Annotated in this window: 20 protein-coding genes; 11 read left to right on the plus strand and 9 right to left on the minus strand. The window is 75.1% G+C overall.

What is annotated here, in order from left to right; translation table 11 throughout:
* Positions 1–65 precede the first annotated feature (65 nt).
* Entirely contained in the window at positions 66–815 is a 750-nt protein-coding gene (gene grpE, locus V6U88_RS24335; protein WP_334456442.1) for a nucleotide exchange factor GrpE, read from the minus strand.
* A 48-nt stretch (positions 816–863) separates the two neighbouring features.
* Positions 864–2,723 carry a molecular chaperone DnaK gene (gene dnaK, locus V6U88_RS24340; protein ID WP_334456444.1) on the minus strand — a complete coding sequence of 620 codons (1,860 nt, stop codon included), beginning with the start codon at positions 2,721–2,723 and terminating at the stop codon, positions 864–866.
* Between the two features lie 209 nt (positions 2,724–2,932).
* Here dnaK and V6U88_RS24345 point away from each other — a divergent pair, with 209 nt between their 5' ends.
* The 3 genes from V6U88_RS24345 to V6U88_RS24355 are packed head-to-tail and all read left to right on the plus strand — an operon-like array spanning position 2,933 to position 7,730.
* Positions 2,933–4,774 carry an ABC transporter gene (locus tag V6U88_RS24345; protein WP_334456446.1) on the plus strand — a complete coding sequence of 614 codons (1,842 nt, stop codon included), beginning with the start codon at positions 2,933–2,935 and terminating at the stop codon, positions 4,772–4,774.
* 17 nt (positions 4,775–4,791) lie between these two features.
* The gene (locus tag V6U88_RS24350; RefSeq protein WP_334456485.1) at positions 4,792–6,450 is read left to right on the plus strand and encodes a GTPase; all 1,659 of its coding nucleotides are present in this window, start codon (positions 4,792–4,794) and stop codon (positions 6,448–6,450) included.
* 53 nt (positions 6,451–6,503) lie between these two features.
* Positions 6,504–7,730 (plus strand): hypothetical protein, encoded by a 1,227-nt coding sequence (locus V6U88_RS24355; RefSeq protein WP_334456448.1) that lies wholly within the window; start codon positions 6,504–6,506, stop codon positions 7,728–7,730.
* A 15-nt stretch (positions 7,731–7,745) separates the two neighbouring features.
* Here the strand turns inward: V6U88_RS24355 and V6U88_RS24360 are convergent, their stop codons facing one another.
* Together V6U88_RS24360 and V6U88_RS24365 are read right to left on the minus strand one after the other, a co-directional pair.
* The gene (locus V6U88_RS24360; protein WP_334456450.1) at positions 7,746–8,339 is read right to left on the minus strand and encodes a phosphatase PAP2 family protein; all 594 of its coding nucleotides are present in this window, start codon (positions 8,337–8,339) and stop codon (positions 7,746–7,748) included.
* 116 nt (positions 8,340–8,455) lie between these two features.
* Positions 8,456–9,352: a hypothetical protein gene (locus V6U88_RS24365; RefSeq protein ID WP_334456452.1), complete on the minus strand. Its 897-nt coding sequence runs from the start codon at positions 9,350–9,352 to the stop codon at positions 8,456–8,458.
* Between the two features lie 492 nt (positions 9,353–9,844).
* Between V6U88_RS24365 and pdhA the strand changes: the two genes are divergently transcribed.
* The 6 genes from pdhA to V6U88_RS24395 all read left to right on the plus strand — a co-directional run bounded on the left by pdhA (position 9,845) and on the right by V6U88_RS24395 (position 19,259).
* On the plus strand, positions 9,845–11,023 hold the full coding sequence (pdhA, locus tag V6U88_RS24370; RefSeq protein ID WP_334456454.1) for a pyruvate dehydrogenase (acetyl-transferring) E1 component subunit alpha: 1,179 nt from the start codon (positions 9,845–9,847) through the stop codon (positions 11,021–11,023).
* Positions 11,023–12,012: an alpha-ketoacid dehydrogenase subunit beta gene (locus V6U88_RS24375; protein ID WP_334456456.1), complete on the plus strand. Its 990-nt coding sequence runs from the start codon at positions 11,023–11,025 to the stop codon at positions 12,010–12,012. Before pdhA ends, V6U88_RS24375 begins: the two co-directional genes overlap by 1 nt.
* Positions 12,013–12,017: 5 nt before the next feature.
* Positions 12,018–13,493: a dihydrolipoamide acetyltransferase family protein gene (locus V6U88_RS24380; RefSeq protein ID WP_334456486.1), complete on the plus strand. Its 1,476-nt coding sequence runs from the start codon at positions 12,018–12,020 to the stop codon at positions 13,491–13,493.
* Between the two features lie 220 nt (positions 13,494–13,713).
* Complete coding sequence (locus tag V6U88_RS24385) at positions 13,714–13,851, plus strand: hypothetical protein (RefSeq protein WP_172894132.1); 138 nt, start codon at positions 13,714–13,716, stop codon at positions 13,849–13,851.
* Between the two features lie 349 nt (positions 13,852–14,200).
* The gene (locus V6U88_RS24390; protein WP_334456462.1) at positions 14,201–17,305 is read left to right on the plus strand and encodes an LppU/SCO3897 family protein; all 3,105 of its coding nucleotides are present in this window, start codon (positions 14,201–14,203) and stop codon (positions 17,303–17,305) included.
* A 121-nt stretch (positions 17,306–17,426) separates the two neighbouring features.
* On the plus strand, positions 17,427–19,259 hold the full coding sequence (locus V6U88_RS24395) for an NHL domain-containing thioredoxin family protein (RefSeq protein ID WP_334456464.1): 1,833 nt from the start codon (positions 17,427–17,429) through the stop codon (positions 19,257–19,259).
* 15 nt (positions 19,260–19,274) lie between these two features.
* Here the strand turns inward: V6U88_RS24395 and V6U88_RS24400 are convergent, their stop codons facing one another.
* From V6U88_RS24400 to V6U88_RS24410, 3 genes are read right to left on the minus strand one after another with little or no spacing between them, the layout of a single operon-like run.
* Positions 19,275–20,024, minus strand: coding sequence for a LamB/YcsF family protein (locus V6U88_RS24400; RefSeq protein ID WP_334456466.1), 750 nt, complete (start codon positions 20,022–20,024; stop codon positions 19,275–19,277).
* Positions 20,008–20,856, minus strand: a complete 849-nt coding sequence (locus V6U88_RS24405) for a biotin-dependent carboxyltransferase family protein (RefSeq protein WP_334456468.1) — start codon at positions 20,854–20,856, stop codon at positions 20,008–20,010. Before V6U88_RS24405 ends, V6U88_RS24400 begins: the two co-directional genes overlap by 17 nt.
* Positions 20,853–21,464 carry a 5-oxoprolinase subunit B family protein gene (locus tag V6U88_RS24410; RefSeq protein WP_334456469.1) on the minus strand — a complete coding sequence of 204 codons (612 nt, stop codon included), beginning with the start codon at positions 21,462–21,464 and terminating at the stop codon, positions 20,853–20,855. The genes V6U88_RS24405 and V6U88_RS24410 overlap by 4 nt, the downstream gene beginning before the upstream one ends.
* An 88-nt stretch (positions 21,465–21,552) precedes the next feature.
* Here V6U88_RS24410 and trhA point away from each other — a divergent pair, with 88 nt between their 5' ends.
* Complete coding sequence (gene trhA / locus V6U88_RS24415; protein WP_334456470.1) at positions 21,553–22,230, plus strand: PAQR family membrane homeostasis protein TrhA; 678 nt, start codon at positions 21,553–21,555, stop codon at positions 22,228–22,230.
* 107 nt (positions 22,231–22,337) lie between these two features.
* On the opposite strand, the gene V6U88_RS24420 is transcribed toward trhA, so the two are convergent.
* Positions 22,338–22,628: a DUF6458 family protein gene (locus V6U88_RS24420; RefSeq protein ID WP_334456471.1), complete on the minus strand. Its 291-nt coding sequence runs from the start codon at positions 22,626–22,628 to the stop codon at positions 22,338–22,340.
* A gap of 116 nt (positions 22,629–22,744) precedes the next feature.
* Here V6U88_RS24420 and V6U88_RS24425 point away from each other — a divergent pair, with 116 nt between their 5' ends.
* Entirely contained in the window at positions 22,745–23,284 is a 540-nt protein-coding gene (locus V6U88_RS24425) for a SixA phosphatase family protein (RefSeq protein ID WP_334456474.1), read from the plus strand.
* A gap of 86 nt (positions 23,285–23,370) precedes the next feature.
* Here V6U88_RS24425 and V6U88_RS24430 read toward each other — a convergent pair whose 3' ends face one another.
* A complete protein-coding gene (locus V6U88_RS24430; protein WP_067300694.1) occupies positions 23,371–23,640 on the minus strand; it encodes a DUF6458 family protein in 270 nt (89 codons plus the stop codon).
* Positions 23,641–24,110 lie beyond the last annotated feature (470 nt).

Raw genomic sequence — 24,110 nt, forward strand, 5'->3', positions numbered from 1 at the left:
CCTGATGTGGCCCGGTCGCCCCGCCCGCCGTGCGACGGCGGGCGGGGCGACCGGATGGTTCCGCACTATTCCGGGTCGGCGACCGCGACCAGCGCGGGCCGCAGCAGCCGCTCCCCGAGCAGGTAGCCCCGACGCATCACCTGGACGCAGGTCGGCTCGTCCACGTCGGCCGAGGTCTGGTGCGCGACCGCCTCGTGCCGGGTCGGGTCGAACGGGTCGCCCTGCTCCCCGAAGGGGGTCAGCCCGAACTTGCCCAGCGCCGTGGTGAGCTGCTCGGCCACCGTGCCGAACGGCCCGACCAGGTCACCGTGTTCCCGGGCCCGGTCCAGGTCGTCCAGGATCGGCAGCAGCGCGGCGAGCACCGAGCCGGTCGCCTGCTCCTGGACCAGAGCACGGTCGCGGTCGACCCGCTTGCGGTAGTTGGCGTACTCCGCCGACACCCGCTGCAGGTCCCGGGTCCGCTCGTCGAGCTCGGCCCGGAGGGCCTCCAACTCGGCACCGAGCGGGGAGCCCGCCGCGCCGCCCTCGACCGGCTGCGCGGGGGCGTCCACCACGGGCGGGCCGGCCGGCGCCAAACCGCCGATCGTCTCGACCTCGATCTCGTCGACCACGACCTCGGCCTCCTCGACCAGGCCCTCGGCCGGGACGTCCGCCCCGGCGTCGGCCGCGGCGGGCGCCTCCTCGGTCTTGCCGATCTTGCGGTTGTTACGGATGACGACCCGCGGCCCGTCGCCGGCGGCCGGCTCGGCGGGCGCGGAGCCACCCGGCGTCGACCCGGTGGAGCCCGGGTCGGCGGCTCGTGGCTTCTCCGTCATGCGACTACCTCGATCCCTTTGCAGTGATTCCGTGGCGGGGACGCAGCGTCACTTCTTGTCCTCGTCCACGATCTCCGCGTCGACCACGTCGTCCGCGCCGCCGGCCTGCGGGCCACCGGTCGCACCCGCGCCCGCACCCGGGCCCGCCGCGCCGGGCTGCTCGCCCTGCTCGGCCTGCTGCGAGTAGAGCAGCGAGCCGGCCTGCTGGGAGACCTGCGCCAGCCGCTCGTGGGCCGACTTGATCTTCTCGATGTCCTGGCCGCCGAGCGCACCGCGCAGCTCGCCGAGGGCCTCGTTGATCTGGTCGCGGTTCTCGCTGGGCAGCTTGTCGCCGCTCTCGGCGAGGAACTTCTCGGTCTGCCACTGGAGCGCCTCGGCCAGGTTGCGGGTCTCCGCCTCCTCGCGCCGCCGCTTGTCGTCGTCGGCGTGCTCCTCGGCGTCCCGGCGCATCCGCTCGATGTCGTCCTTCGGCAGCGAGGAGCCGCCGGTGATCGTCATCTTCTGCTCCTTGCCGGTGCCGAGGTCCTTCGCGTGCACGTTCACGATGCCGTTGGCGTCGATGTCGAACGTGACCTCGATCTGCGGCACGCCGCGCGGCGCCGGCGGGAGGCCGGTCAGCTCGAAGGTGCCGAGCTTCTTGTTGTAGGCCGCGATCTCCCGCTCGCCCTGGAAGACCTGGATCAGCACCGACGGCTGGTTGTCGTCCGCCGTGGTGAAGACCTCGGAGCGCTTGGTCGGGATGGTGGTGTTGCGCTCGATCAGCTTGGTGAAGATGCCGCCCTTGGTCTCGATGCCCAGGCTCAGCGGGGTCACGTCGAGCAGCAGGACGTCCTTGACCTCACCCTTGAGCACACCGGCCTGGAGGGCGGCGCCGACGGCGACGACCTCGTCCGGGTTGACGCCCTTGTTGGGGTCCCGGCCGGTGAGCTGCTTGACCAGGTCGGTCACGGCCGGCATCCGGGTCGAGCCGCCGACCAGGATGACGTGGTCGACGTCGGAGACCTTGATCCCGGCGTCCTTCACGGCCTGCTCGAACGGGCCCTTGCAGCGGTCCAGCAGGTCCTGCGTCATCCGCTGGAACTCGGCGCGGCTGAGCGTCACGTCCAGGTGCAGCGGGCCGGCCGAGCCGGCGGTGATGTACGGCAGGTTGATGTTGGTGGTGGTGGCGGCGGAGAGCTCGATCTTGGCCTTCTCGGCGGCCTCACGGAGCCGCTGCAGGGCCATCTTGTCCTGGCCCAGGTCGATGCCGTGCTCGCCACGGAAGGTCTTCACCAGGTGGTCGATGATGCGCTGGTCCCAGTCGTCGCCACCAAGGTGGTTGTCACCGCTGGTCGACTTGACCTCGATGACGCCCTCGGCCAGCTCCAGCAGCGACACGTCGAAGGTGCCGCCACCGAGGTCGAAGACCAGGACGGTCTGCTCCTTGGAGCCCTTGTCCAGCCCGTACGCCAGGGCGGCCGCGGTCGGCTCGTTCACGATCCGCAGCACGTTGAAGCCGGCGATCTCACCGGCCTCCTTGGTGGCCTGGCGCTGACCGTCGTTGAAGTAGGCGGGGACGGTGATCACCGCGTCGGTGATCTGCTCGCCCAGGTACGCCTCGGCGTCCCGCTTGAGCTTCATCAGCGTCCGCGCCGAGATCTCCTGCGGGGTGTACTTCTTGCCGTCGATGTCGACGGACCAGTTGGTGCCGATCTCCCGCTTGACCGACCGGATGGTCCGGTCCGGGTTGGTCACCGCCTGGCGCTTGGCGACCTCACCGACGAGCACCTCGCCGTTGCGGGCGAACGCGACGATCGACGGGGTCGTCCGCGAGCCCTCAGCGTTGGCGATGACGGTGGGCTCACCGCCCTCGAGAACGCTGACGCAGGAGTTCGTCGTGCCGAGGTCGATACCGACCGCACGTGCCATCTTCGCTTCCTCGCTTCGTAACGTTGAGGCAGGTCAAGGCGCCTGCCTGGCGGGTCGCCCGCAGCGACCGCACCACAAGTTGAGTGAACTTGACTCAATAGTGCCATGCCGCTGGCAAACCGCAAGTCGGGGTTGAGCCGACCCGACGCAACCCGACCGTTATTACCGTCCGGTTGTCTTCCCTTGCATCGGTCGGGCACGCTTTAGCGGTGACGACGAACGGCGATCCCGCCACCCGGTCCGGCGCGCCCACCGTCGCCGCCCGCACCGGGTCGCCGGACGCTGCCGAGGCGTCCCCCGACACCACCGCCGGCGGCCTTCCGGCCGCGCTGACCGGGCTGCGGGCCGCGATCGGCGCTGCCCGCTTCCCGCTGACCCTGCCGTCGGCCGAGCCGGCCCGGCGTACCGCCTCGGCGCTGACCGACCAGCTCGACGACTACCTGCTGCCCCGGCTGGCCCGGCTCGACGCGCCGCTGCTGGTGGTGGTCGGCGGCTCCACCGGCGCCGGCAAGTCGACCCTGGTCAACAGCCTGGTGCAGGCCCGGGTGAGCGCCGCCGGGGTACTCCGCCCGACCACCCGCTCCCCGGTGCTGGTGTGCAACCCGGCCGACTCCGCCTGGTTCCGCCAGGGCGAGCTGCTGCCCGGCCTCACCCGCACCACCGAGCCGAGCGAGGACCCGCGCACCCTGCACCTGGTCACCGCGCCCGCGCTCCCCGCCGGGCTGGCCTTCCTGGACGCCCCCGACATCGACTCGGTGGTCGACGCCAACCGGGCCCTCGCCGGCCAACTGCTGGCCGCCGCCGACCTCTGGCTCTTCGTCACGACCGCCGCCCGGTACGCCGACGCGGTCCCCTGGGAGCTGCTGCGCAGCGCCCGGTCCCGGGGCGCGGCCATCGCGCTGGTGCTCGACCGGGTGCCGCCGGAGGCCGCCGACGAGATCGCCGCCCACCTGTCGGAGATGCTCGCCGCCCAGGAGCTCGGCGCCGCGCCGCTCTTCGTCCTGCCCGAGACCTGGGTCGACGGCCAGGGCCTGCTGCCGGACAAGGTCACCGCGCCGCTGAGCGCCTGGTTCGCCCGGCTGGCCGCCGACGCCGAGGCCCGGGCCGCGGTGGTCCGGCAGACGCTGGACGGCGCGCTCGCCTCGCTGCACCCGACCGTCGAGGCGCTCGCCGAGGCGGCCGACGAGCAGGTCGCCGCCGTCGACGCGCTCGACGAGCGGGTGCGGGCGGCGTACCGGGGTGCGCACCGCACCGTGGAGGAGGGGCTCAAGGACGGCCGGCTGCTCCGTGGTGAGGTGCTCGCCCGCTGGCAGGAGTTCGTCGGCACCGGCGAGTTCTTCCGCACCCTGGAGGCGCGGATTGGCCGGCTGCGCGACCGGGTGGTCGCCGCGATGACCGGGCGTCCCCCCACCCCCGCCACCGAGCTGCGCAACGCCATCGAGTCCCAACTGGTCACCCTGCTGCGCGGGGTGTCGTCCGAGGCGGCCGAGCACGCGTACACCGCGTGGAAGGCGCACCCGGCCGGGGCGGCGCTGCTCGAACCAGGGCTGGCCCACCCCTCCGACGACTTCTCCGAACGGGCCGAACGACTGGTCCGGGACTGGCAGCGCGGCGTGCTCGAACTGGTCAAGGCCGAGGGGGGCGACCGGCGCTTCGTGGCCCGCACCGCCGCGTACGCGGTCAACGCCACCGGCCTCGCCGTCATGATCGCCGTCTTCGCCTCGACCGCGTTCATCCCGACCGGCCTGGAGGTGGCGACCGGGGCCGGCACCACCGTCGCGGCGCAGGCCGTGCTCCAGGCCATCTTCGGCGACCAGGCCGTGCGTACCCTCGCCAACAAGGCCCGGGCCGACCTGCTGGAGCGGGTCCGGGCGCTGCTGGACGAGGAGGCGGCCCGCTACCTGACCCGCACCGACGAGGCCCGGCCCGGCGCGGACGCCGGGGCCGAGCTGCGCCGCGCCGCCGGCCGGGTCGAGGTGGCCCGGCACCGCAGCGGCCTGGCCGACGGTGACGGCCCGGGTCTGCCCGCCTCGAACGGTGGCCGCCAGTGACGGGCATCGTCGGCCGGATGCGCGAGGCGTTCCGGGGTGACCAGCGGGTGGACGCCGATGACCTGGTGGCCCGCCTGGACGCGGTCCGCCGGTTCCTCGCCGCGGTGGACGGCCAGGTGCCGGACTCCCGTTTGGTCACCGCGCACACCCTGGTCGAGCGGGCCGGCACCCGGCTGGCGCTCTCCCGGGACCACACCGTGGTGGCGCTCGCCGGTGCCACCGGCAGCGGCAAGTCGAGCCTGTTCAACGCGCTGGCCCGGCTGGACCTCTCCCCGGTCGGGGTGCGCCGCCCCACCACCGGCGTCGCGCACGCCTGCGTCTGGGGGCCGCTGGACGGCGCCAACCGGCTGCTCGACTGGGTCGGGGTGCTGCCCCGGCACCGGTTCGTCCGGGAGAGCGCGCTGGACGCCGACGACGAGACCGGTCTGCACGGTCTGGTCCTGCTCGACCTGCCCGACTTCGACTCGGTGCAGCGCTCGCACCGGCTGGAGGTGGACCGGCTGCTCGGCCTGGTCGATCTGGTGGTCTGGGTGGTCGACCCGCAGAAGTACGCCGACCGGGTGATCCACACCAGCTACCTGCGCGAGTTCCACCGGCACCGGGACGTGACCCTGGTCGTGCTCAACCAGGCCGACCGGCTGTCGGCGGCCGAGCTGCCCCGGGTCCTCGACGACCTGCGCCGGCTGCTCGACGCCGACGGGTTGGACGGCGTGCCGCTGCTGGCCACGACGGCGGTCGACCAGGCCGGCATGACCGGGCTGCGGGAGGAGCTGCAGCGGGCGGTCGCCGAGCGGCAGGCCGCCCTGCGCCGGCTCTCCGGCGACGTGGACGGCGTCGTGGCGGGGCTGGGCGAACTGGTCGCCGCCGACGTTCCCCGCGACGTTCCGGACGAGGACACGACCCGCTCGCTGGACCGGGCCCTGGCCGGCGCGGCCGGGGTGCCGACGGTGGCCAACGCGGTGGAGGGGGCGTACCGGCACCGGGCCGGCGGGACGACCGGCTGGCCGGTCGTCCGGGGCTGGCGCAAGCTGCGGCCCGATCCGCTGCGCCGGCTGCACCTGCCCGGTCCGGCCGCCGCCGACCAGCCGGAGGAGAGCCTGGTCGCCGCGACCTCGGTCCCCGACCCGACCGCCGCCCAGCGGTCCGCCCTCGGGCTGGCCATCCGCGCGGTCGCCGACCGCTGCGGCGCCGACCTGCCCGCGCCCTGGCCGGGCGCGGTCACCACGGCCGCCCGGTCCCGCCTCGACGACCTGCCGGACGCGCTGGACCGCGCGGTCGCCGGCACCGACCTGGGCATGGACCGCCGGCCGCTCTGGTGGCGGCTCGTCGGTGGCGTCCAGTGGCTGGTCACCTTCGCCGCGCTGGTCGGGCTCGGCTGGCTGGTGCTCGGCTACGCGCTGCGGGCGCTCGGGCTGCCCGCCCTGGACAACCCGCGGGTGGGCGAGGTGCCGCTGCCGACCCTGCTGCTCCTCGGTGGCCTGCTCGCCGGGCTGCTGGTGGCCGCGGTGACCCGGCCGGTAATCCGCTGGGCGGCTCGCCGGGCCCGGCAGCGGGCCGAGAGACGCCTCACCGCCGCGGTGGCCGAGGTCGGCGAGGCGTACGTCCGCAGCCCGGTGCGAGCCGTCCTCGACCGCTACGGGCAGGCGCGGGACGCGCTGCGCGACGCCGCCCGGTGAGGGCCGCCCACGCGACGGGTGTCCCGGCCGCCGTGGCGGCGTAGGGTCGGACCATGGCCACGCCACAGACCCCCTACGACGCGGTGCTGCACGCCGCCCGCGACGTGACGAGGCTGGACACCGCCCTCGACGCCGAGATGCTCGGCGCCGCGTTGCTGGGCAGCGTCTACGCGATCGCCGAGACCGACCGGGAGCGGGCCGTCCGGGAGTTCGTCTCCGGCTTCCTGGCCGCCACCGCCCGCCGCCGCACCGCCGCCGCGACCACCATCCGCTCGGTCTTCGCCGCGCTGGTGCCCGACGCCGAGGGCGCGGCGAAGGTCCGCCCCGGCGCCCAGGCCCCGGCCTGGTCCGGCCAGCTCGGCCGGGTCCACCTCACCGGCGCCTGGTCGTACGGCGACGTGTACGGCGACCAGACCTCCTACCTCGCCACCTTCGCCTACGACGACGCGACGGGCGGCCCCGAGCACGCCCTGGTGGCGCTCGTCGACCACAACATCGGGATCACCAAGGACGTCTTCGTCGGCGGCCCCGCCGAGCGGATCCTCGAACAGGTCCGGCAGATGTGCGCCACCGACGACCTGACCTGGTTCCGCGAGGAGGACCCGGCCCGGATGCACGGCGAGGTGAGCCGGCACCTGACGATCACCGACGACCTCGGGAACCTGCCCGGCGAGGGTTCGCTCGCCACCGACCGGGCCCTGGTCGGCGCCCGGCTGGCGGTGCTGCCCGGCGCGCCGGCCGACACCCTCACCTGGGACGCCGAGCCGCTCACCGGCGACGAGCGCACCGAGCTGGTGCGCGTGTTCCTGGCGTCGCCGGAGGCGGCCCGGTTCGGCCTGGACGCCCTGGACGGCGACGCCGAGCTGGCGTCGCTGCACTTCTGCCTGGGCCTGCTCTTCGACCACGCGGCGAGCTTCCCGGACGCCGACCCGCTGCGCTGGAGCCCGGCGGTGGCTGGATTGTTCCTGCTGGACTGGGTGCACCGCCGGGCCGTGCTGGACATGGACGACGCCGCGATGCTGCCCCGGGTGCTGCGCGCCTGGGCGACGTACGCGGGACACCGGCGCGGGCTGCCGGAGCAGGCCGTCACCCGGACCGACGAGGCGATCGAGGAGCTGGTGCCGGAGTTCGCCCGGCTCTACAGCACGGGCGAGCGGCGCAGCCCGGCCACCGCCGCGGTGGCGCAGCTGATGGCGGACGGCGTGGACCCGGACGACCCGGCCGCGCTGGACGCCTGGATCGAGGCCAACCGCCAGCGCCTCGGCGACGACACCGCCTGACCGGTCGCGCCGCGCTCAGCGCAGCGCGGCGTAGACCAGGCCGGCGACCAGACCGCCGACCACGCCACCGACGACCACCTGCGCGACGGTGTGGTCCCCTAGCCGTACCCGGGACCAGGCGGCCAGGGCCGGCAGCGGCGCGGCGGCCAGCATCCGGGGGCCGAAGGTCAGCGCCAGCACCACCACCGCGCCGGCCGCCACCGCGGTGTGGATCGACATCTTCCACCAGTGGCTGACGGTCACCGCCACCACCAGGCCGACCACCCCGGCCGCGACCAGGGCGAGCATCGGCCGGGGGGCACCGAGCGCCGCGAGCAGCGCCAGGCCGGCGGTGGCCGAGGTCAGACCGAAGAGCAGGGGTACGCGGCGCTGCTCGCGCACGCCGACGTGGTGGTCGGTGAGGCGCCCGCGCCGCACCCCGCCGAGGATGTACGCGAACGGGATGCCGCTGGCGAAGACCGTGGCGAGCAGCGCCCAGCCGAGCCCGTGGACGCCACCGGCACCGTGCCAGCCGAGCACCAGGGTCAGCAGGGTGACCAGCACGGCGGGGGCGGTCACCTCGGTGACCAGCCGGGCCAGCCGGGTCAGGGCTCCGGGCGGTACGACCACCGGGCGGCGTCCACCGTCGTCACCGTCCCCGTCGATCCCGCTCAGCGCCCCGTCCCCGATCAGTCCCGTCCGGTCCCGCGCCGGACCGGCTGCGCCGACGCGGGCCTACGGCCCGTTCAGCTGGCGTCGCCCGTCACCGTACCGTCCGGGTCGGGGGCGTCGTGGCTGGTCGGCGCGGGCGCGGCCGGGCGCTGCGGGGCCGGGTGCGGGGTGGCCGCCGGGGTGGCCACCGGGCGGGCGGCAGGCGACGGCGGGCGGACCGGCCGTTGGGCGGGCGGGCGCCGACGCGGTGCGGCGGGGGTGTCCGCGGCGGTGGCGCGCGGTCGCGGCCGGGCGGCCGGTGACGGGGCGGGCGGCGGCGTCCGGGGGGCCTCGGTGGGCGTGGGCTCCGCGCTGATGGTGGGCGTCGGGTCCGGCGGCTCCTCGGAGCTGCCGCTCGGCTCGGCGGTCGGGGTCGGAGTCGGGGTCGCGGTGGGTGAGCCGGTCGGGCCGGGCCGGGGCCCGGGGGTGGGCGCGGCCGTCCGGCCCGGCGCGGGCGGCGTGGTGGCGGGGGGCCGGGGTGGCGGCAGCGGGCGCCGGGCCGAGCCGGGAGCGGGCCCGGCCGGTGGCGCCGGCGCGGCTGCGGGCAGCGGCGGGCCCAGCGGGATCAGGCCGACCGCGCCGGGCCCCGCCGCGGGGACGGTGGCCGGTACGGCTCCGGGGCCGGCCGGCGGCACTGCCGGCTGGCCGGTGGCGGGCAGCGGGACGACCACCGGGCCGGCGGAGGGAGTGGGCAGGAACGGGGTGCTGCCGTCGGGAAGCGCGCTGCTGCCGACGGTGGCCGAACCGGCGCTGAAGGCGGCGAGGATCGGCATGGACGCCGTGCCGGCGAGCAGGGCGACGGTGAACAGGTACCCCCGGTTGGGGGCGCCCGCCCCGGGGGCGCGGTGCGCGCCGATCATGCGGCGGTAGCCACCGCCGGCCTGGTGCCGGCCGAGCATCGGAGCGGGGGGACCGTCACCTGACTCGGACACCGCACACTCCTTCGTGGTCGACCTCGGATTCAGCACACCGGTGACCCCTAAACGGACATACGTCCCAAAAAGGCTCAACCGGTGCCAGGCCAGCTTGGCCCAGTGACGCTCAGTTCACCAGGGACCACAGCGTGTCGACACACAAAATGTGCGTCACCGTGAATCTTCCAAGGGACAAATACGTCGATGCGTCGCGAAGGCGACGGAACGGGACCGGTGGGGGAGGCCATACTGTGGGGCCGCTCACCTCCTCTGCAATCATTCAGGCACGACGGCAACGCAGCCGGCCGCCGCGCACCCCGCGGCAGGCGCGGTTCGGCGCCGGCACTCCCGAACCGGGTTCCTCCCCGAATCCGGCTCACCGCCGCGCGGCAACCCTCACCGGGGCTAGGCGCGGCCGCCAGGAACCAGCCCGGCACCGGCCGGGCCGGCGTACGAGTTGCGCGGACCGGTCACCCCCGGAGCCGACGCAGACACGACAGGGAGAGACGGATGGCAAAGGGCGACCCCGGGGTCACCAGCCGCGGCCGGCGGGCCGCACCCCGGTCCAAGCGCACCGCCGCGGCGGGCGAGCCGGAACTCGTACAGCTGCTCACCCCGACCGGTGAGCGGATCGAGAGCGCGACCGGCCCGGACGGGACCGAGTACCGCGTCGACTTCACCGACGAGGAGTACCGCGGGCTCTACCGCGACCTCGTGCTGGTCCGCAAGCTCGACGCCGAGGCCACCGCCCTGCAGCGCCAGGGCGAGCTGGGCCTCTGGGCCAGCCTGCTCGGCCAGGAGGCCGCCCAGGTCGGCTCGGGGCGCGCGCTGCGTACCCAGGACATGGCCTTCCCGACCTACCGGGAGCACGGCGTCCTCTACTGCCGGGGCATCGACCCGATCATGCCGCTCGGCCTGTTCCGCGGCGTCGACCAGGGCGGCTGGGACCCGAACGAGTTCAAGTTCAACATGTACACGATCGTGATCGGGGCGCAGACCCTGCACGCGACCGGGTACGCGATGGGCGTCCACATGGACGGCCGGACCGGCACCGAGGACGGCGAGGCGGTGATCGCCTACTTCGGCGACGGCGCCACCAGCCAGGGCGACGTCAACGAGGCGTTCGTCTGGGCCAGCGTCTTCAACGCGCCGCTGGTCTTCTTCTGCCAGAACAACCAGTACGCCATCTCCGAGCCGCTTGAGCGGCAGACCCGCGTCCCGCTGTACCAGCGCGCGGGCGGCTTCGGCTTCCCCGGCGTCCGGGTGGACGGCAACGACGTGCTCGCCTCGTACGCGGTGACCCGGCACGCGCTGGACAACGCCCGGCTCGGCCAGGGCCCCAGCCTGATCGAGGCGTACACCTACCGGATGGGGGCGCACACCACCTCCGACGACCCGACCCGCTACCGGATCGCCAGCGAGGTCGAGGCCTGGCAGGCCAAGGACCCGATCGCCCGGATGAAGGCGTTCCTGGAGAAGCAGCAGATCGCCGACGCGGACTTCTTCGCCTCGGTCGACGAGCAGGCCCGCACCGAGTCGGTGCACCTGCGCGAGCGGGTGCTCGCCATGCCCAACCCCGAGCCGGTGTCGATGTTCGACCACGTCTACCCCAACGGGTCCCCGGAGCTCGACGAGCAGCGGGCGCAGTTCAGCAAGTACATGGAGTCGTTCGAGGGGAGCGCCCACTGATGGCCACGGAGACGCTCACCCTCGGCAAGGCCCTGAACACCGGTCTGCGCAAGGCCCTGGAGAACGACCCGAAGGTCGTCATCATGGGCGAGGACGTCGGCAAGCTCGGCGGCGTCTTCCGGATCACCGACGGGCTCCAGAAGGACTTCGGCGACCAGCGGGTGATCGACACCCCGCTGGCCGAGTCCGGCATCATCGGCACCGCGGTCGGCCTCGCCATCCGCGGCTTCCGCCCGGTCTGCGAGATCCAGTTCGACGGCTTCGTCTACCCCGCGTACGACCAGATCGTGTCGCAGGTGGCGAAGATGCACTACCGCTCGCAGGGCAAGGTCCGGATCCCGGTGGTCATCCGGATCCCCTACGGCGGCGGCATCGGCGCGGTCGAGCACCACTCGGAGTCGCCGGAGGCGTACTTCGCCCACACCGCCGGTCTGAAGGTGGTGACCTGCGCCAACCCGCAGGACGCGTACTGGATGATCCAGCAGGCGATCGCCTCGGACGACCCGATCGTCTTCCTGGAGCCCAAGCGGCGCTACTGGGAGAAGGGTCAGGTCGACCTGGACGCCCCGCTCGCGGACGCGTACCCGCTGCACTCCGCCCGGGTCGCCCGCGCCGGCACCGACGCCACCGTGCTGGCGTACGGCCCGATGGTCCGGACCTGCCTGGACGCGGCCACCGCCGCCGCCGAGGACGGCCGGGAGCTGGAGGTCATCGACCTGCGCTCGCTCTCCCCGCTGGACCTGACCGCCGCATACGAGTCGGTGCGGCGCACCGGCCGCTGCGTGGTCGTCCACGAGGCCCCGGGCAACCTGGGCCTGGGCTCGGAGATCGCCGCCCGGATCACCGAGGAGTGCTTCTACTCCCTGGAGTCCCCGGTGCTGCGCGTCACCGGCTTCGACACCCCCTACCCGGCCAGCCGGGTGGAGGAGGAGTACCTGCCCGACCTCGACCGGGTGCTCGACGCCGTCGACCGCACCTTCGGCTGGTGAGCGGAATGTCACGGATCAAGGAGTTCAACCTCCCCGACCTGGGCGAGGGCCTGACCGAGGGCGAGATCCTCGCCTGGCTGGTCAAGGTGGGCGACGTCATCGAGCTGAACCAGCCGATCGTCGAGGTGGAGACGGCCAAGGCGGCCGTCGAGATCCCGGCGAAGTGGGCCGGCCAGGTGCAGGCGATCTTCCACCCGGAGGGGAGCACGATCGAGGTCGGCACGCCGATCATCGCGATCGACACCGACCCGGGCGCCGGGCCGATCGAGCAGTCGACGACCGGTGCGCCGGCCGCCGCCCTGCCCGCCCCGTCGGCGGCCTCGCTGGCCGCGGTCGAGGTGGCCCCGGCCGAGGGCGCGGTCGAGCCCGGCCTGATCGGCGGTCCCGCCCCGGGTGGGCGTACCGCCGTGCTGGTCGGCTACGGCCCGCGCACCACCGCGGCCAAGCGCCGCCCGCGCAAGGGCGCCGTACCGGCCCAGGCGTCGGCCGCGTCGGCCGCGCCGGTCCAGGCCGCGCCGGCCCCGGTGGCACCCGCCCCGGTCGCCCCGGTGTCGCCGGCTGCGGCGAACGGCAACGGGCGGACCGGCGGGCCGGTGCTGGCCAAGCCACCGGTGCGCAAGCTCGCCAAGGACCTCGGGGTCGACCTCTCCACGCTGACCGGCTCGGGCCCGCTGGGCTCGATCACCCGGGAGGACGTGCAGCGGGCGGCGGAGGGCACCTCGTCGGCGGCCGAGCCGCTGACGGTGGCCGCCCCGGCCACCTCGGCCGCGAGCTTCGGCGCGGACCGCGAGCAGCGCATCCCGGTCAAGGGGGTACGCAAGCTCACCGCGGAGAACATGTCCCGCTCGGCGTTCACCGCCCCGCACGTGACGGAGTTCCTCACCGTCGACGTGACCCGGGCGATGAAGGCCCTGGACCGGCTGCGCGAGCGGCGGGAGTGGCGCGACGTGCGGGTCTCGCCGCTGCTGCTGGTCGCCAAGGCGGTGCTGCTGGCGGTCAAGCGCCACCCGATGGTCAACTCGACCTGGGCCGGCGACGAGATCGTGGTCAAGGACTACGTCAACCTGGGCATCGCGGCGGCCACCGAGCGCGGCCTGATCGTGCCGAACATCAAGGACGCCGGCCGGCTGTCGCTGCGCGAGCTGGCGGACGCGATGACCGACCTGGTGCAGACGGCCAAGGCGGGGAAGACCTCCCCGGCCGACATGTCCGGCGGCACGCTGACGATCACCAACGTGGGGGTCTTCGGTGTCGACACCGGTACGCCGATCCTGCCGCCGGGTGAGTCGGCGATCCTGGCCTTCGGCGCGGTCCGGGAGATGCCCTGGGTGCACAAGGGCAAGGTGAAGCCGCGCCAGGTCACCACGCTCGGCCTGTCGTTCGACCACCGGATCATCGACGGTGAGCTCGGCTCGAAGTTCCTGCGCGACATCGGGGACTTCCTGGCCGACCCGGAGGCGGCGCTGCTCGCCTGGACCTGACCGTCCACGACACCAGCCACGGCCGGTGTGCTCAGGGTTGACGCCCGGCACACCGGCCGTTGCCATTGCACGAAGAAAAGTTCGGCCTTGGCCCTCCATGGCCTACGAATCGTAGGCGGGTGTCCCAGCTCACCTAATAATCGATGGAAGTTGGCGTCGTCTTGCGCTTCAATAGAGACATCAGGGGCTGACAACCGAATAGCCGGAGGAGAGAGACACCATGAGCATGATCGAGCGCATCCGCACCCGCCGCGACGCCACCCGCCGCGCCCGCGCGATCGAGCACGCGCTTCGTTCCGCCAACTCGCCCGCGGTGCGCGAGGAGATCCTCGCGATCGCCCAGCGTCACATGAGCTGACGCGGCGCAGACTTTCCTCACCTCCTCCAGATCGATGACCCGCCCGGGCGACCGGGCGGGTCATCGGCGTCTCCGGGGCCGCTGAGACCGGGATTCCACCTCGGCCGGACGCCCGGTACGGTGGGGCACGGTCGCCACCCCGCCGACCCGGAACGGGATCGAGCCGGATGAGAGCCGATCGCCGTCGTCCGGCGACGCGGAGTGACGGCCGGTGCTCCCCGGAGGCCCCGCGCGGCCACCGGATACGGTGCGGGGAGGCCGCACGGCCGATCCGCCGGCGACACCGGCGGGCCCGCCGCCCGGTCCCGGACGGCATCGGCGGCCGACATGTGATGGAGGAGGCGCACCCATGACGTCCGAGGGCCAGCACCGCCCCGGCCAGCAGCCGGACCAGGTGCCACCGGGCGCCGGTGGACCGGCGCCGTACGGCGACCGGCAGACGCAGCAGTCCGGCGGCTACGGCGACCCCGCCGCCCCCGACCTGGGCTGGGCACCGCCGCCACCCGCAGGCCGACCGGAGCAGCCCGCCCCGGCCTGGGCCGCGTCGCAGGAGCAGCCACCGGCGTGGGGCGCCGCGCAGGTGCCGCAGCAGGGCGAGCCGGCGCAGCCTGCTCAGTGGACCCCGCCGCAGCCCGCCTGGACGCCACCGTCCGACCAGCCCGCCGTCTGGGCCGCAGCCGCCGTCCCGGGCCAGCCCACCGTCCCCGGCCAGCCGGCCGGGGCGGGCGAGCCGGCACAGCCCGCCTGGGCGCAGCCCGAGCAGGCCGCCCCGGCGTGGGCGCAGCCCGAGTCCGGTGCCCGTGGCGCCGCCCGGGTGCCGCAGCCGAACGACGCCTGGCCCGCCGCCGCCGACCCGGACCCCTCGGGCGGCTGGAACGCCGGTGTCGGGCAGCAGGACCAGACGCCGGCCGCCAACGGCTGGGCCGCCGCACCGCAGCACGACGAGCCGGCCCGCTCCGGCGGCTGGAACCCGCCGGCCCAGGACGCCGCGTCCCGCTCGGGCGGTTGGCCCGCCAGCGCCCCCGGCCAGGGCCAGGACGCCGCGGCCAACGGCGGCTGGAACGCCAGCGCACCGGCGTCGCACGACGCGTCCACTTCGGGCGGTCGGCACGACGGCGCCGGGCAGCACGAGCAGCCCAACGGCTGGAACGCCGCGGCCCCGCAACAGGAACAGGCCAACGGCTGGGGCGGCGAGGCAGCGACCGGGCAGGACGACCCCGCCCGCTCCGGCGGCTGGACCGCGCCGTCCACCCAGGACGACGCTCCCCGCTCCGCCGGCCGCGCCTCCGTGCCCGTGCCGCCGCAGCAGCCGGAGCAGGCCGGTCCCGCCTGGGCGCAGCCCGACGCGGGCGCGCGCGGCGCCGCTCAGGTGCCGCAGCACGACGCCCCGGCGGCCGCCTCCTGGTCCACGCAGGACGATCCGGCCCGCTCCGGCGGCTGGAACGCCACCCCCACCGCCCAGGACGACCCGGCCCGCTCCGGCGGGTGGGACGCCGGCGGCCAGGACGACGGCGCCCGTGGGGGCGGCTGGAACACCCCCGCCCAGGACGGTGCCGCCGGCGCCGGTGGGTGGAACGACGCTGCCCAGGGGGACGAGCGGTCGCCGCAGTCCTGGAACGCGGCCCCCGCACAGCCGCCGGCCCGGTGGGACGCCGCCGAGGAGCAGCAGCCCGCCCAGGCTTGGAGCGGTGCCGGCCAGGCGCAGGGCGACCAGCGGCCCGGCGGCGACTGGTCCGCCCCGCAGGAGCCCGCCCGTGCCGGTTCCTGGGGCGCGGCGGCCGTGCCGCAGGAGGAGGACCGCCCCGAGCCGGGTGGCTGGACGCCCCCGGAGCAGCCCGCCCGGGCGACCGCGTCCGTCGCGGCCCCGGACGGCCCGCCGGCCTGGCAGGCGAACGCCGAGAACCCGCAGTGGGCCGGCGCCGACCGGCCGGCGGTGCCGGACGCCGAGCCGTGGGCGGCCGAGGAGGTCTGGGGCCGCGCCGAGGCCGCACCCGCGCAGCGCACGGGTGGGGACGACCGGGAGCCCCGGCGTGCCGACGAGGCGCCGATCTACCAGCCGGGCCCGGCACCGGGCATCTCGCCGGCCAACGCGGTGCCCCTGCCGCCCCAGGAGCAGCGGGTGCCGGGCGCCAGCCTGGCCGCCACGCCGCCGGCCGACTACGCTGCGCCGGCCCAGTTCGGTGGCGCCGACCAGTCGGCCGGGCGCGAGGGCGCGCCGCACGCGTACGAGCCGGAACGGCCGGGTTGGGGCCCGGCCGAGGAGCCGCAGTCGCCGGCCGGGCCGGTCGTGCCCGCGCCCCGTACCTCGCCCGAGGCCGACGGGGCGGGACGCGCCGCCGTGCCGACGGCCGACAGCGCGGAGGCCGCCGCCGGTCGGGCGTCGGCGAGCGCGTCGGTGCCGCTGGCCAGCCGGGTGATGCCCCCGACCGACCAGGCCCTGCGGCCGGGCGGCACGGGTGCCGTACAGCCCCGGGTGTACGGCCGGCCGGCCCGCCCGGAGCCGGTGGACGAGCCGGCCGAGGAGTACGACGGCCAGCAGGCCGAGCACGACTCCCCGCCGCGCTTCGACGACCAGCAGCGCTTTGAGGACCAGCAGCGCTTCGACGACCAGCAGCGGTTCGACGACCAGCAGCGGTTCGAGGACCAGGACCGGCGGCGGTTCGACGAGCCGGAGCGGCCGTCCGGTCCGACGGGCTTCGGGGCCGAGGCCCCCTCGTCCGCCCCGCCCACCTCGCCCGCCGCGCCGCCGCCGTTCCCGGGCGCCATCCCGGCCTTCGCGGACCCGGCCAGCAACAACCGGCCGATGAACGGAACGCGTCCGCACGGTCCCGCCGACCGGCCGGCCGATCCCTTCGGTCCGCCCGCCGACCCGGCCGCCGGCGGTCCGCCCGCCGGTGCGGTCCCCGGGTACGGGCACCCGGCCCACGACCCGGCCCACGGCGGCGCCACGGCGCCGTTCCCCCAGGCGGGACAGCCGTTCCCCCAGGCCGGGCAGCCCTTCCCGCCGGCGGGGCAGCCGTTCCCGCCGGCCGGACAGCCCGGTCCGGCGGCCTGGCCCCAGGAGCCGGAGTCCGACCAGGGGCGCTTCGACGCGTTCAAGCCGGACGCGGAGCCGAAGGCCGAGCAGCCGGCGCCGAAGGTCCGCAACGGCCGGGTGCTGGCCATGGTGCTGATCGCGGCGGTGCTGATCCTCGCCGTCCCGCTCGGCCTGCTCAGCCTGCTGGGCAAGATCGGCGCCAAGGACGAGCCGGCCCCGTTCAACCCGGCCGTGGGCTCCTGCGTCAAGCGGTCGGGCAACGGCGCGGCCGCGGCGGACTGCGGCGAGCAGGGCGCGTTCACGGTGGTGTCCAAGGTCAACGCCAAGGACAAGTGCACCGACCCGGTCCAGCCGTACGTGGTGCTGCCGGGCAGCGGCACCGACCGGGTGCTCTGCCTCAAGCCGGTCGGCAAGTAGCACGTTCCGGCGGCGGGGCCACGGTGATCCGTGGCCCCGCCGCCGTCGTTCGCTCCGATGTGATCAACCACGCTCCCCGGTCCCGGCCGGTCGGCGCACCGGCGTCCGGCAGACTGGGGCCATGAGCGCACGCGTACGGGCCCCCGAACTGCGCGGTCGGGGCTGGCTGAACACCGGCGGGCGGGAGCTGAAGCTCGCCGACCTGCGAGGCCGGATCGTCCTGCTGGACTTCTGGACCTTCTGCTGCATCAACTGCCTGCACGTGCTCGACGAGCTGCGCCCGTTGGAGGAGAAGTACGCCGACGTGCTCGTCGTGATCGGCGTGCACTCGCCCAAGTTCGAGCACGAGAAGGACCCGGACGCGCTGGCCGCCGCCGTCGAGCGGTACGGGGTGCACCACCCGGTGCTGGACGACCCCGAGCTGGACATGTGGGGCCAGTACGCGGCGAAGGCCTGGCCGACCCTGGCCGTAGTCGACCCCGAGGGGTACGTGGTGGCCACCATGGCCGGCGAGGGCCACGCCGAGGGGCTGACCCGGCTGGTCGACGACCTGGTCGCCACCCACACCGCGAAGGGCACCCTGCACCGGGGCGACGGCCCGTACGTCCCGCCGGCGGAGCCGGAGACCACGCTGCGCTTCCCCGGCAAGGCCGTGGTGCTCGACAATGGCAACCTGCTGGTCTCCGACTCGGCCCGGCACTCCCTGGCCGAGTTGGCGCCCGACGGCGAGCAGCTCGTCCGCCGGATCGGCTCCGGTGAGCGGGGCCGGGCCGACGGGCCGGCCGACACGGCGGGCTTCTCCGAGCCGCAGGGGCTCTGCCTGCTCCCCGCGCACGCCGCCGAGGTCGCCGGCTACGACCTGGTCGTCGCGGACACCGTCAACCACCTGCTGCGCGGCGTACGGCTGGCGACCGGTGAGGTGGTCACGGTCGCCGGCACCGGCCGGCAGTGGCGCTCCTCGGTCGACGACCACGCGCACGACGCGCTCTCGGTCGACCTCTCCTCCCCCTGGGACCTGGCCTGGTACGACGACCGGGTCGTCATCGCGATGGCCGGCATCCACCAGCTCTGGTGGTTCGACCCGGTCCGCCGCACCGCCGGCATGTACGCGGGCACCACCGTGGAGGCGCTGCGCGACGGTCCGCTGCCGGACGTGTGGATGGCGCAGCCCTCCGGGCTCTCCGTCTCGGCCGACGGCGCCCGGCTCTGGGTGGCCGACAGCGAGACCAGCGCGATCCGCTACGTCGAGAACGGCGTCATGGGCACGGCCGTCGGCCAGGGCCTGTTCGACTTCGGCCACGTGGACGGGCCCGCCGACCGGGCGCTGCTCCAGCACCCACTCGGGGTGTGTGCGCTGCCGGACGGCTCGGTGCTGATCGCCGACACCTACAACGGCGCGGTCCGCCGCTTCGATCCGGAGACCGACCAGGTCGCCACGGTGGCCGACGGTCTCGCCGAGCCGAGCGACGTGGTGCTCACCGCCGACGGCGACGTGCTGGTGGTCGAGTCGGCCGCGCACCGGCTGACCCGGCTGGCTCCGGGCGCGCTCACCGCGGCCGGGGCGCGCACCGTGGACGGCCCCCGGCACCAGGTGGAGCGCAAGCCGACGGACGTGGCGGCCGGCGAGCTGACGCTGGACGTGATCTTCACGCCCGCGCCGGGGCAGAAGCTGGACGAGACGTACGGCCCGTCGACCCGGGTGGTGGTCTCCGCCTCCCCGCCGGAGCTGCTGATCGAGGGGGCCGGCACCAGCACCGACCTGTCCCGGCGGTTGGTGATCGACGGCAGTGTGGCCGGTGGGGTGCTCCAGGTGACCGCCCAGGCGGCCACCTGCGACGCGGACGTCGAGCACGCCGCCTGCCACCTGACCCGGCAGGACTGGGGCGTACCGGTGCGGGTGGTCGACGGCGGCGCGACGCGGCTGCCGCTGGTGCTGCGCGGCCTGGACGGCTGACCGCGGGACGGGAGCTCAGGCGAACGGCTTCGGGGTCACGCCCGCGTCGAGCAGCGCGGCGCGCACCAGTGCGGCCGAGGCGACCGCGCCGGGGGTGTCGCCGTGCAGGCAGATCGAGCCGACCTGGCACGGGATGACGGTGCCGTCGACGGCGACGACGGTGTGCTCGGTGGCCATCCGCACCGCCCGGGCGGCCACCTCCTCCGGGTCGGTGACCAGCGCGCCGAGCGCGGTGCGCGGCACCAGCGCGCCGTTGGGCAGGTAGCCCCGGTCGGCGAAGCCCTCGGCGACCACCCGCAGCCCGGCGCCGACGGCGAGCTGGGCCAGCTTCGAGCCGGGCATGCAGAGGATCGGCAGCTGGTCGTCGTACCCGCTGACGGCGGCGACCAGGGCCGCGGCCTGCGCCTCGTCGACGGCCGCGGCGTGGTAGAGCGCGCCGTGCGGCTTGAGATAGCGGACCCGGGTGTGGAACAGCCGGCAGAACGCGTCCAGGGCGCCGAGCTGGTAGGTGACCTCGTCGCGCAGCTCGGTGAAGGCGTACTCGATGTGTCGCCGGCCGAACCCGGCGAGGTCGCGGTAGCCGACCTGGGCGCCGATCGCCACGCCGCGCTCGGCTGCCCCGGCGCAGACCCGCCGCATGGTCGACGGGTCACCGCCGTGGAAGCCGCAGGCGACGTTGGCCGAGGTGACGAGGTCCAGCAGCGCGTCGTCGTCGCCGAGCCGCCAGATGCCGAATCCCTCGCCGAGGTCAGCGTTGAGGTCCATGGAACCTCACCGTAGTCCCTGGCCGGGCCTGCGCGAGTGCGGTCACGTCGTCCACCACCCCGATGACGGGGTACCCGCCGGTGGTGGGGTGGTCGGCCAGGAAGACCAACGGCTGGCCGTCGGCCGGCACCTGCACCGCGCCGAGCACGATCCCCTCGCTGGGCAGTTCGCCGGCCACCGCGCGGGGCAGCGGCGCGCCGGCCAGCCGCGCGCCGACCCGGTCCCCCACCGGGCTGACCGTGTACGGGGTGCTGAGCAGCCGGTCGAGCGCGTCCGGGGTGAACCAGTCGGCGCGCGGCCCGGGTCGCAGGGTCAGCCGCAGCTCGCCCGCCGGCGGGCGGTGGACGGTCACGTCCACCGGTGCCGGCGGCCCGGGCCACGGGCCGATCGGCAGGCGGTCGCCGTCGCGTACCGGGGGTGGGCCGAGGCCGGAGAGGGTGTCGGTGGCGCGGCTGCCGAGGACCGGCTCGACCGTGATGCCGCCGCTGACCGCGAGCCAGTTGCGCAGCCCGTCCCGGGGCGGTCCGATCCGCAGCACCGCGCCGGCCGGCACCGCGAGCGGACGGCCCACGTCGGCGGGGCGCGGGCCGACCCGGACGTCGGCGTCCGCCCCGGTCACCGCCACCGTGACGGCCCGGGTCGGCCGCAGCTCGCAGCCGGTCAGGGTGATCTCCAGGCCGGCGGCGGAGACCGGGTTGCCCACCAGGCGGTTGGCCAGGGCCAGCGCCGCCGGGTCGAGCGCCCCCGACCGGGGTACGCCGAGGTGCGCGTACCCGGGTCGGCCGAGGTCCTGAACGGTGGTGAGCGGGCCGGCGCGGCGTACCTCGATCATGCGGCCACCAGCCGGACCCGGGTGCCCGGGGTGAGCCGGGCCGGTGGGTCGGCGTGCACGTCGAACAGGGGCAGGTCGGTGCGGCCGACCAGCAGCCAGCCGCCCGGCGAGGCGGTGGGGTAGATCCCCGCGTACGGCCCGGCGAGCGCCACCGACCCGGCCGGCACCCGGGTACGCGGACTGGGCAGCCGGGGCACCGCGCACCGCGCCGGCAGCCCGGTCAGGTACGCGAACCCGGGCGCGAACCCGCAGAAGGCCACCCGGAACTCGGTCTCCCGCAGCCGCCGTACCACCTCGGGGACGGTCACGCCCCAGTGGCGGGCGACGACGGGCAGGTCCTCCCCGTCGTACACCGTGGGGACCTCGACCCGGGCGGTGACGGCGGTGGCGGTGACCGGCCGGGGCTTCCAGCCGGCGATCCGCGCGGCGGCGACCGCCGGCTCCGGCACGCCGTCGAGCAGGACCGTCGCGGCCGCCGGGACGATCTCCGCCGCGTCCAGTTCGCCGGCGGCGCGGCGGTGCCACAGCTCGGCCCGCCACGCCTCCACCTCGCCGGGGTCGTCGCAGTCCAGCAGCAGGGCGTGCCGGCCGACGGGTCGGATCCGCATCCCGCCATCCTCCCCGATCGATCCGCCGACGGACGGGCGACGGGTGGTGCTACTTGCAAGTAACCTACGGTGCCGTAACCTGTATTCCGTGACCACCTCCGCACCCCTCCGGCTCAAGCCGGTCGACATCGGGAAGCCCCGGATGCGCGGCTGGCTGCACACGTACGCGTTCTTCGTCGCGCTCGTCAGCGGCACCGTCCTCTGCGCGGTCGCCGCCACCCGCCCCGGCTGGGCACCCCTGGTGAGCTGCGTGATCTACAGCCTGACCGTCTGCGGGCTGTTCGGCACCAGCGCCCTGTACCACCGGCGGGTGTGGTCCGAGCGGGGCTACCAGATCATGCGCCGGATGGACCATTCGATGATCTTCGTGTTCATCGCCGGTACCTACACGCCGTTCTGCGCGCTGCTGCTCGACCGCCGGATGGCCACCGTCATGCTCAGCGTGGTCTGGGGCGGAGCGCTGGCGGGAGTGGCGCTGAAGCTGATCTGGCCGCACGCGCCCCGGTGGGTCTCCGCGCCGCTCTACCTGGCGCTCGGGTGGGTCTCGGTGGCGATGCTGCCGCAGATCCTGCACGAGGGCGGGGTGACCGCGCTGGTCCTGCTCGCGGTCGGCGGCGCGATCTACAGCGTCGGTGCGGTCTTCTACGCGCTACGCCGGCCCAACCCGTGGCCCACCGTCTTCGGCCACCACGAGTTCTTCCACGCCTGCACCCTGGTCGCGGCGATCAGCCACCACATCGCCATCTACTTCGCGCTCTTCGCCTGACGGGTCTCCCCCGGCGGCCCGGGCCGGACGGGGTCTCCCCGCCGGCTCGGGCCGGACATGGTGCGGGGCCCCGCACCGTTGCGGGGCCCCGATGTCTACGGGTGGGATCAGGCCGGGTAACCGGGGCGGCGCACCTCGCGGTACTCCTCCCGCACCACCCGGTCGTCCTGCACCGGCACGACCCGGTCGGCCACCACCCGGTCCTCGCGCACCGGGCTGGCCACCACCGTCCGGCGGCGGGTGTTCCAGAAGTAGAGGGTGGTCAGCAGGCCGGCGAGGCCGGCGAACATCAGCACCCAGCCGACGACGTTCAGGTTGAGCCATCCCAGGTTCGCGTCGATGGCGAACGCGAAGATCGCGCCCAGCGCGATGAGGAAGATGCTGGCACCGATGCCCATGATGTCGCCTCCTTGGCATGTCCACTGGCGTTTCCGACCGCCGCGGCCATCGGTGAGCGAGCGGCACACATCGACATACCCAGGCGCTCCGGCCGCCAATCAGGCAAGCTGGGCGCATGACGGAGGGCACAGCCGAGGAACGGACACTGGTGCTGCTCCGGCACGCCAAGGCCGAGCAGCCAGCCGGGGACGCCCCGGACGCCGATCGCCGCTTGACCGTGCGCGGGCACGCCGACGCCGCCGCAGCCGGAGCCTGGCTGGCCCGGCACGGCCTGCTGCCCGAGGTGGTGCTCTGCTCGGCGTCCCGGCGTACCCGGCAGACCTGGCACGACGTGGCGATGGGCATGACGGGAACCCCGCCGGAAGGAGGACCGGCGGGGCCGTCACCTGTGGTGCGCTACGAGCCGACCGCGTACGAGGCGGACCCGCAGGACCTGCTCGCCCTGGTCCGGGCGGCCGAGCCGACGGCCCGGACGGTGCTGCTGATCGCCCACAATCCGGGCATCTCGCTGCTGTCGGCGCTGCTGGACCCGGAACGGGCGGATCCCCAGGGGCTGCGGACCACCGACCTGGTGATGCACCGCACGGCGGCACCCTGGGCGGAGCTGGCGCCGGGCGGCGCGCCGATCGTCGACCGGCACACCGCCCGCGGCTGAGCCGATGCCGGGGCACCCGCGCCGCGAGCCGTGGTGATCCTCCTGGGTCCACGCCGCGGGCGGCGGCTCGGGCTTGGCGGGGTCGGTCAGGACGGCGGTGCGGTGGGCGGCGGCGGGTCGGGCGGCGGCGGCATCATCGCGGTCGGATGGGAGAGCCGGTTCTCCTCCACGATCAGCGTGCGGGCGCGCTTGCGCCGGTCCTGCCAGAACCAGAGCGTGGTGAGCAGCACGGCCAGGCCGGCCAGGATGAACACCCAGCCGACCGCGCGCAGGTCGATCCACCAGACGTTGGCCCGGATGGCGAAAGTCATGATCGCGCCCAGCGCGATGAGAAAGATTCCACTACCAATGCCCATGTGCGCTGCACTCCCCCGTGCGGTGGCCCTTGGGCGTGCCCTGACGTGGTCCGCGACGGTTACCCGCCAACCGGCCCACCTACCAGTCCCGCCTCCTGCAATCCCGCCCACCCACCCCGCCCCGTTGAGCCGCACTTTCCGAGAAAAAGTGCCTGTCCGAGGCGGGATAGCCACTCTCTCTCCGAAAGAGCGCGGACTTGGTGATGGCGCGGGGCTGGGGTGGGGCGCGGGGTTCGGGTGCGCCCGGGAGGGTCGGGCGGGCGGGGCTTCGGGGGCTCCCGGTTTGCGGCGTGTCGGGGTATGCGACCGGCCGGATGGCCCGACACGCCGCAGGGCGGGGCGACGGCTGGCGCCCCGGGCGGCGGAGGGCAGCGGAGACGGCGGGGGGGGGGGGGGAGGGGGCTCCCCGCCCCCCCCCCCCCGGCCGGGGACGGGCCGTCACCCCCCCCCGGGTGGGCAGGCCCCCCCCC

Source organism: Micromonospora sp. CPCC 205739 (assembly GCF_036906795.1).
In the GTDB taxonomy this organism is placed as follows: domain Bacteria; phylum Actinomycetota; class Actinomycetes; order Mycobacteriales; family Micromonosporaceae; genus Micromonospora.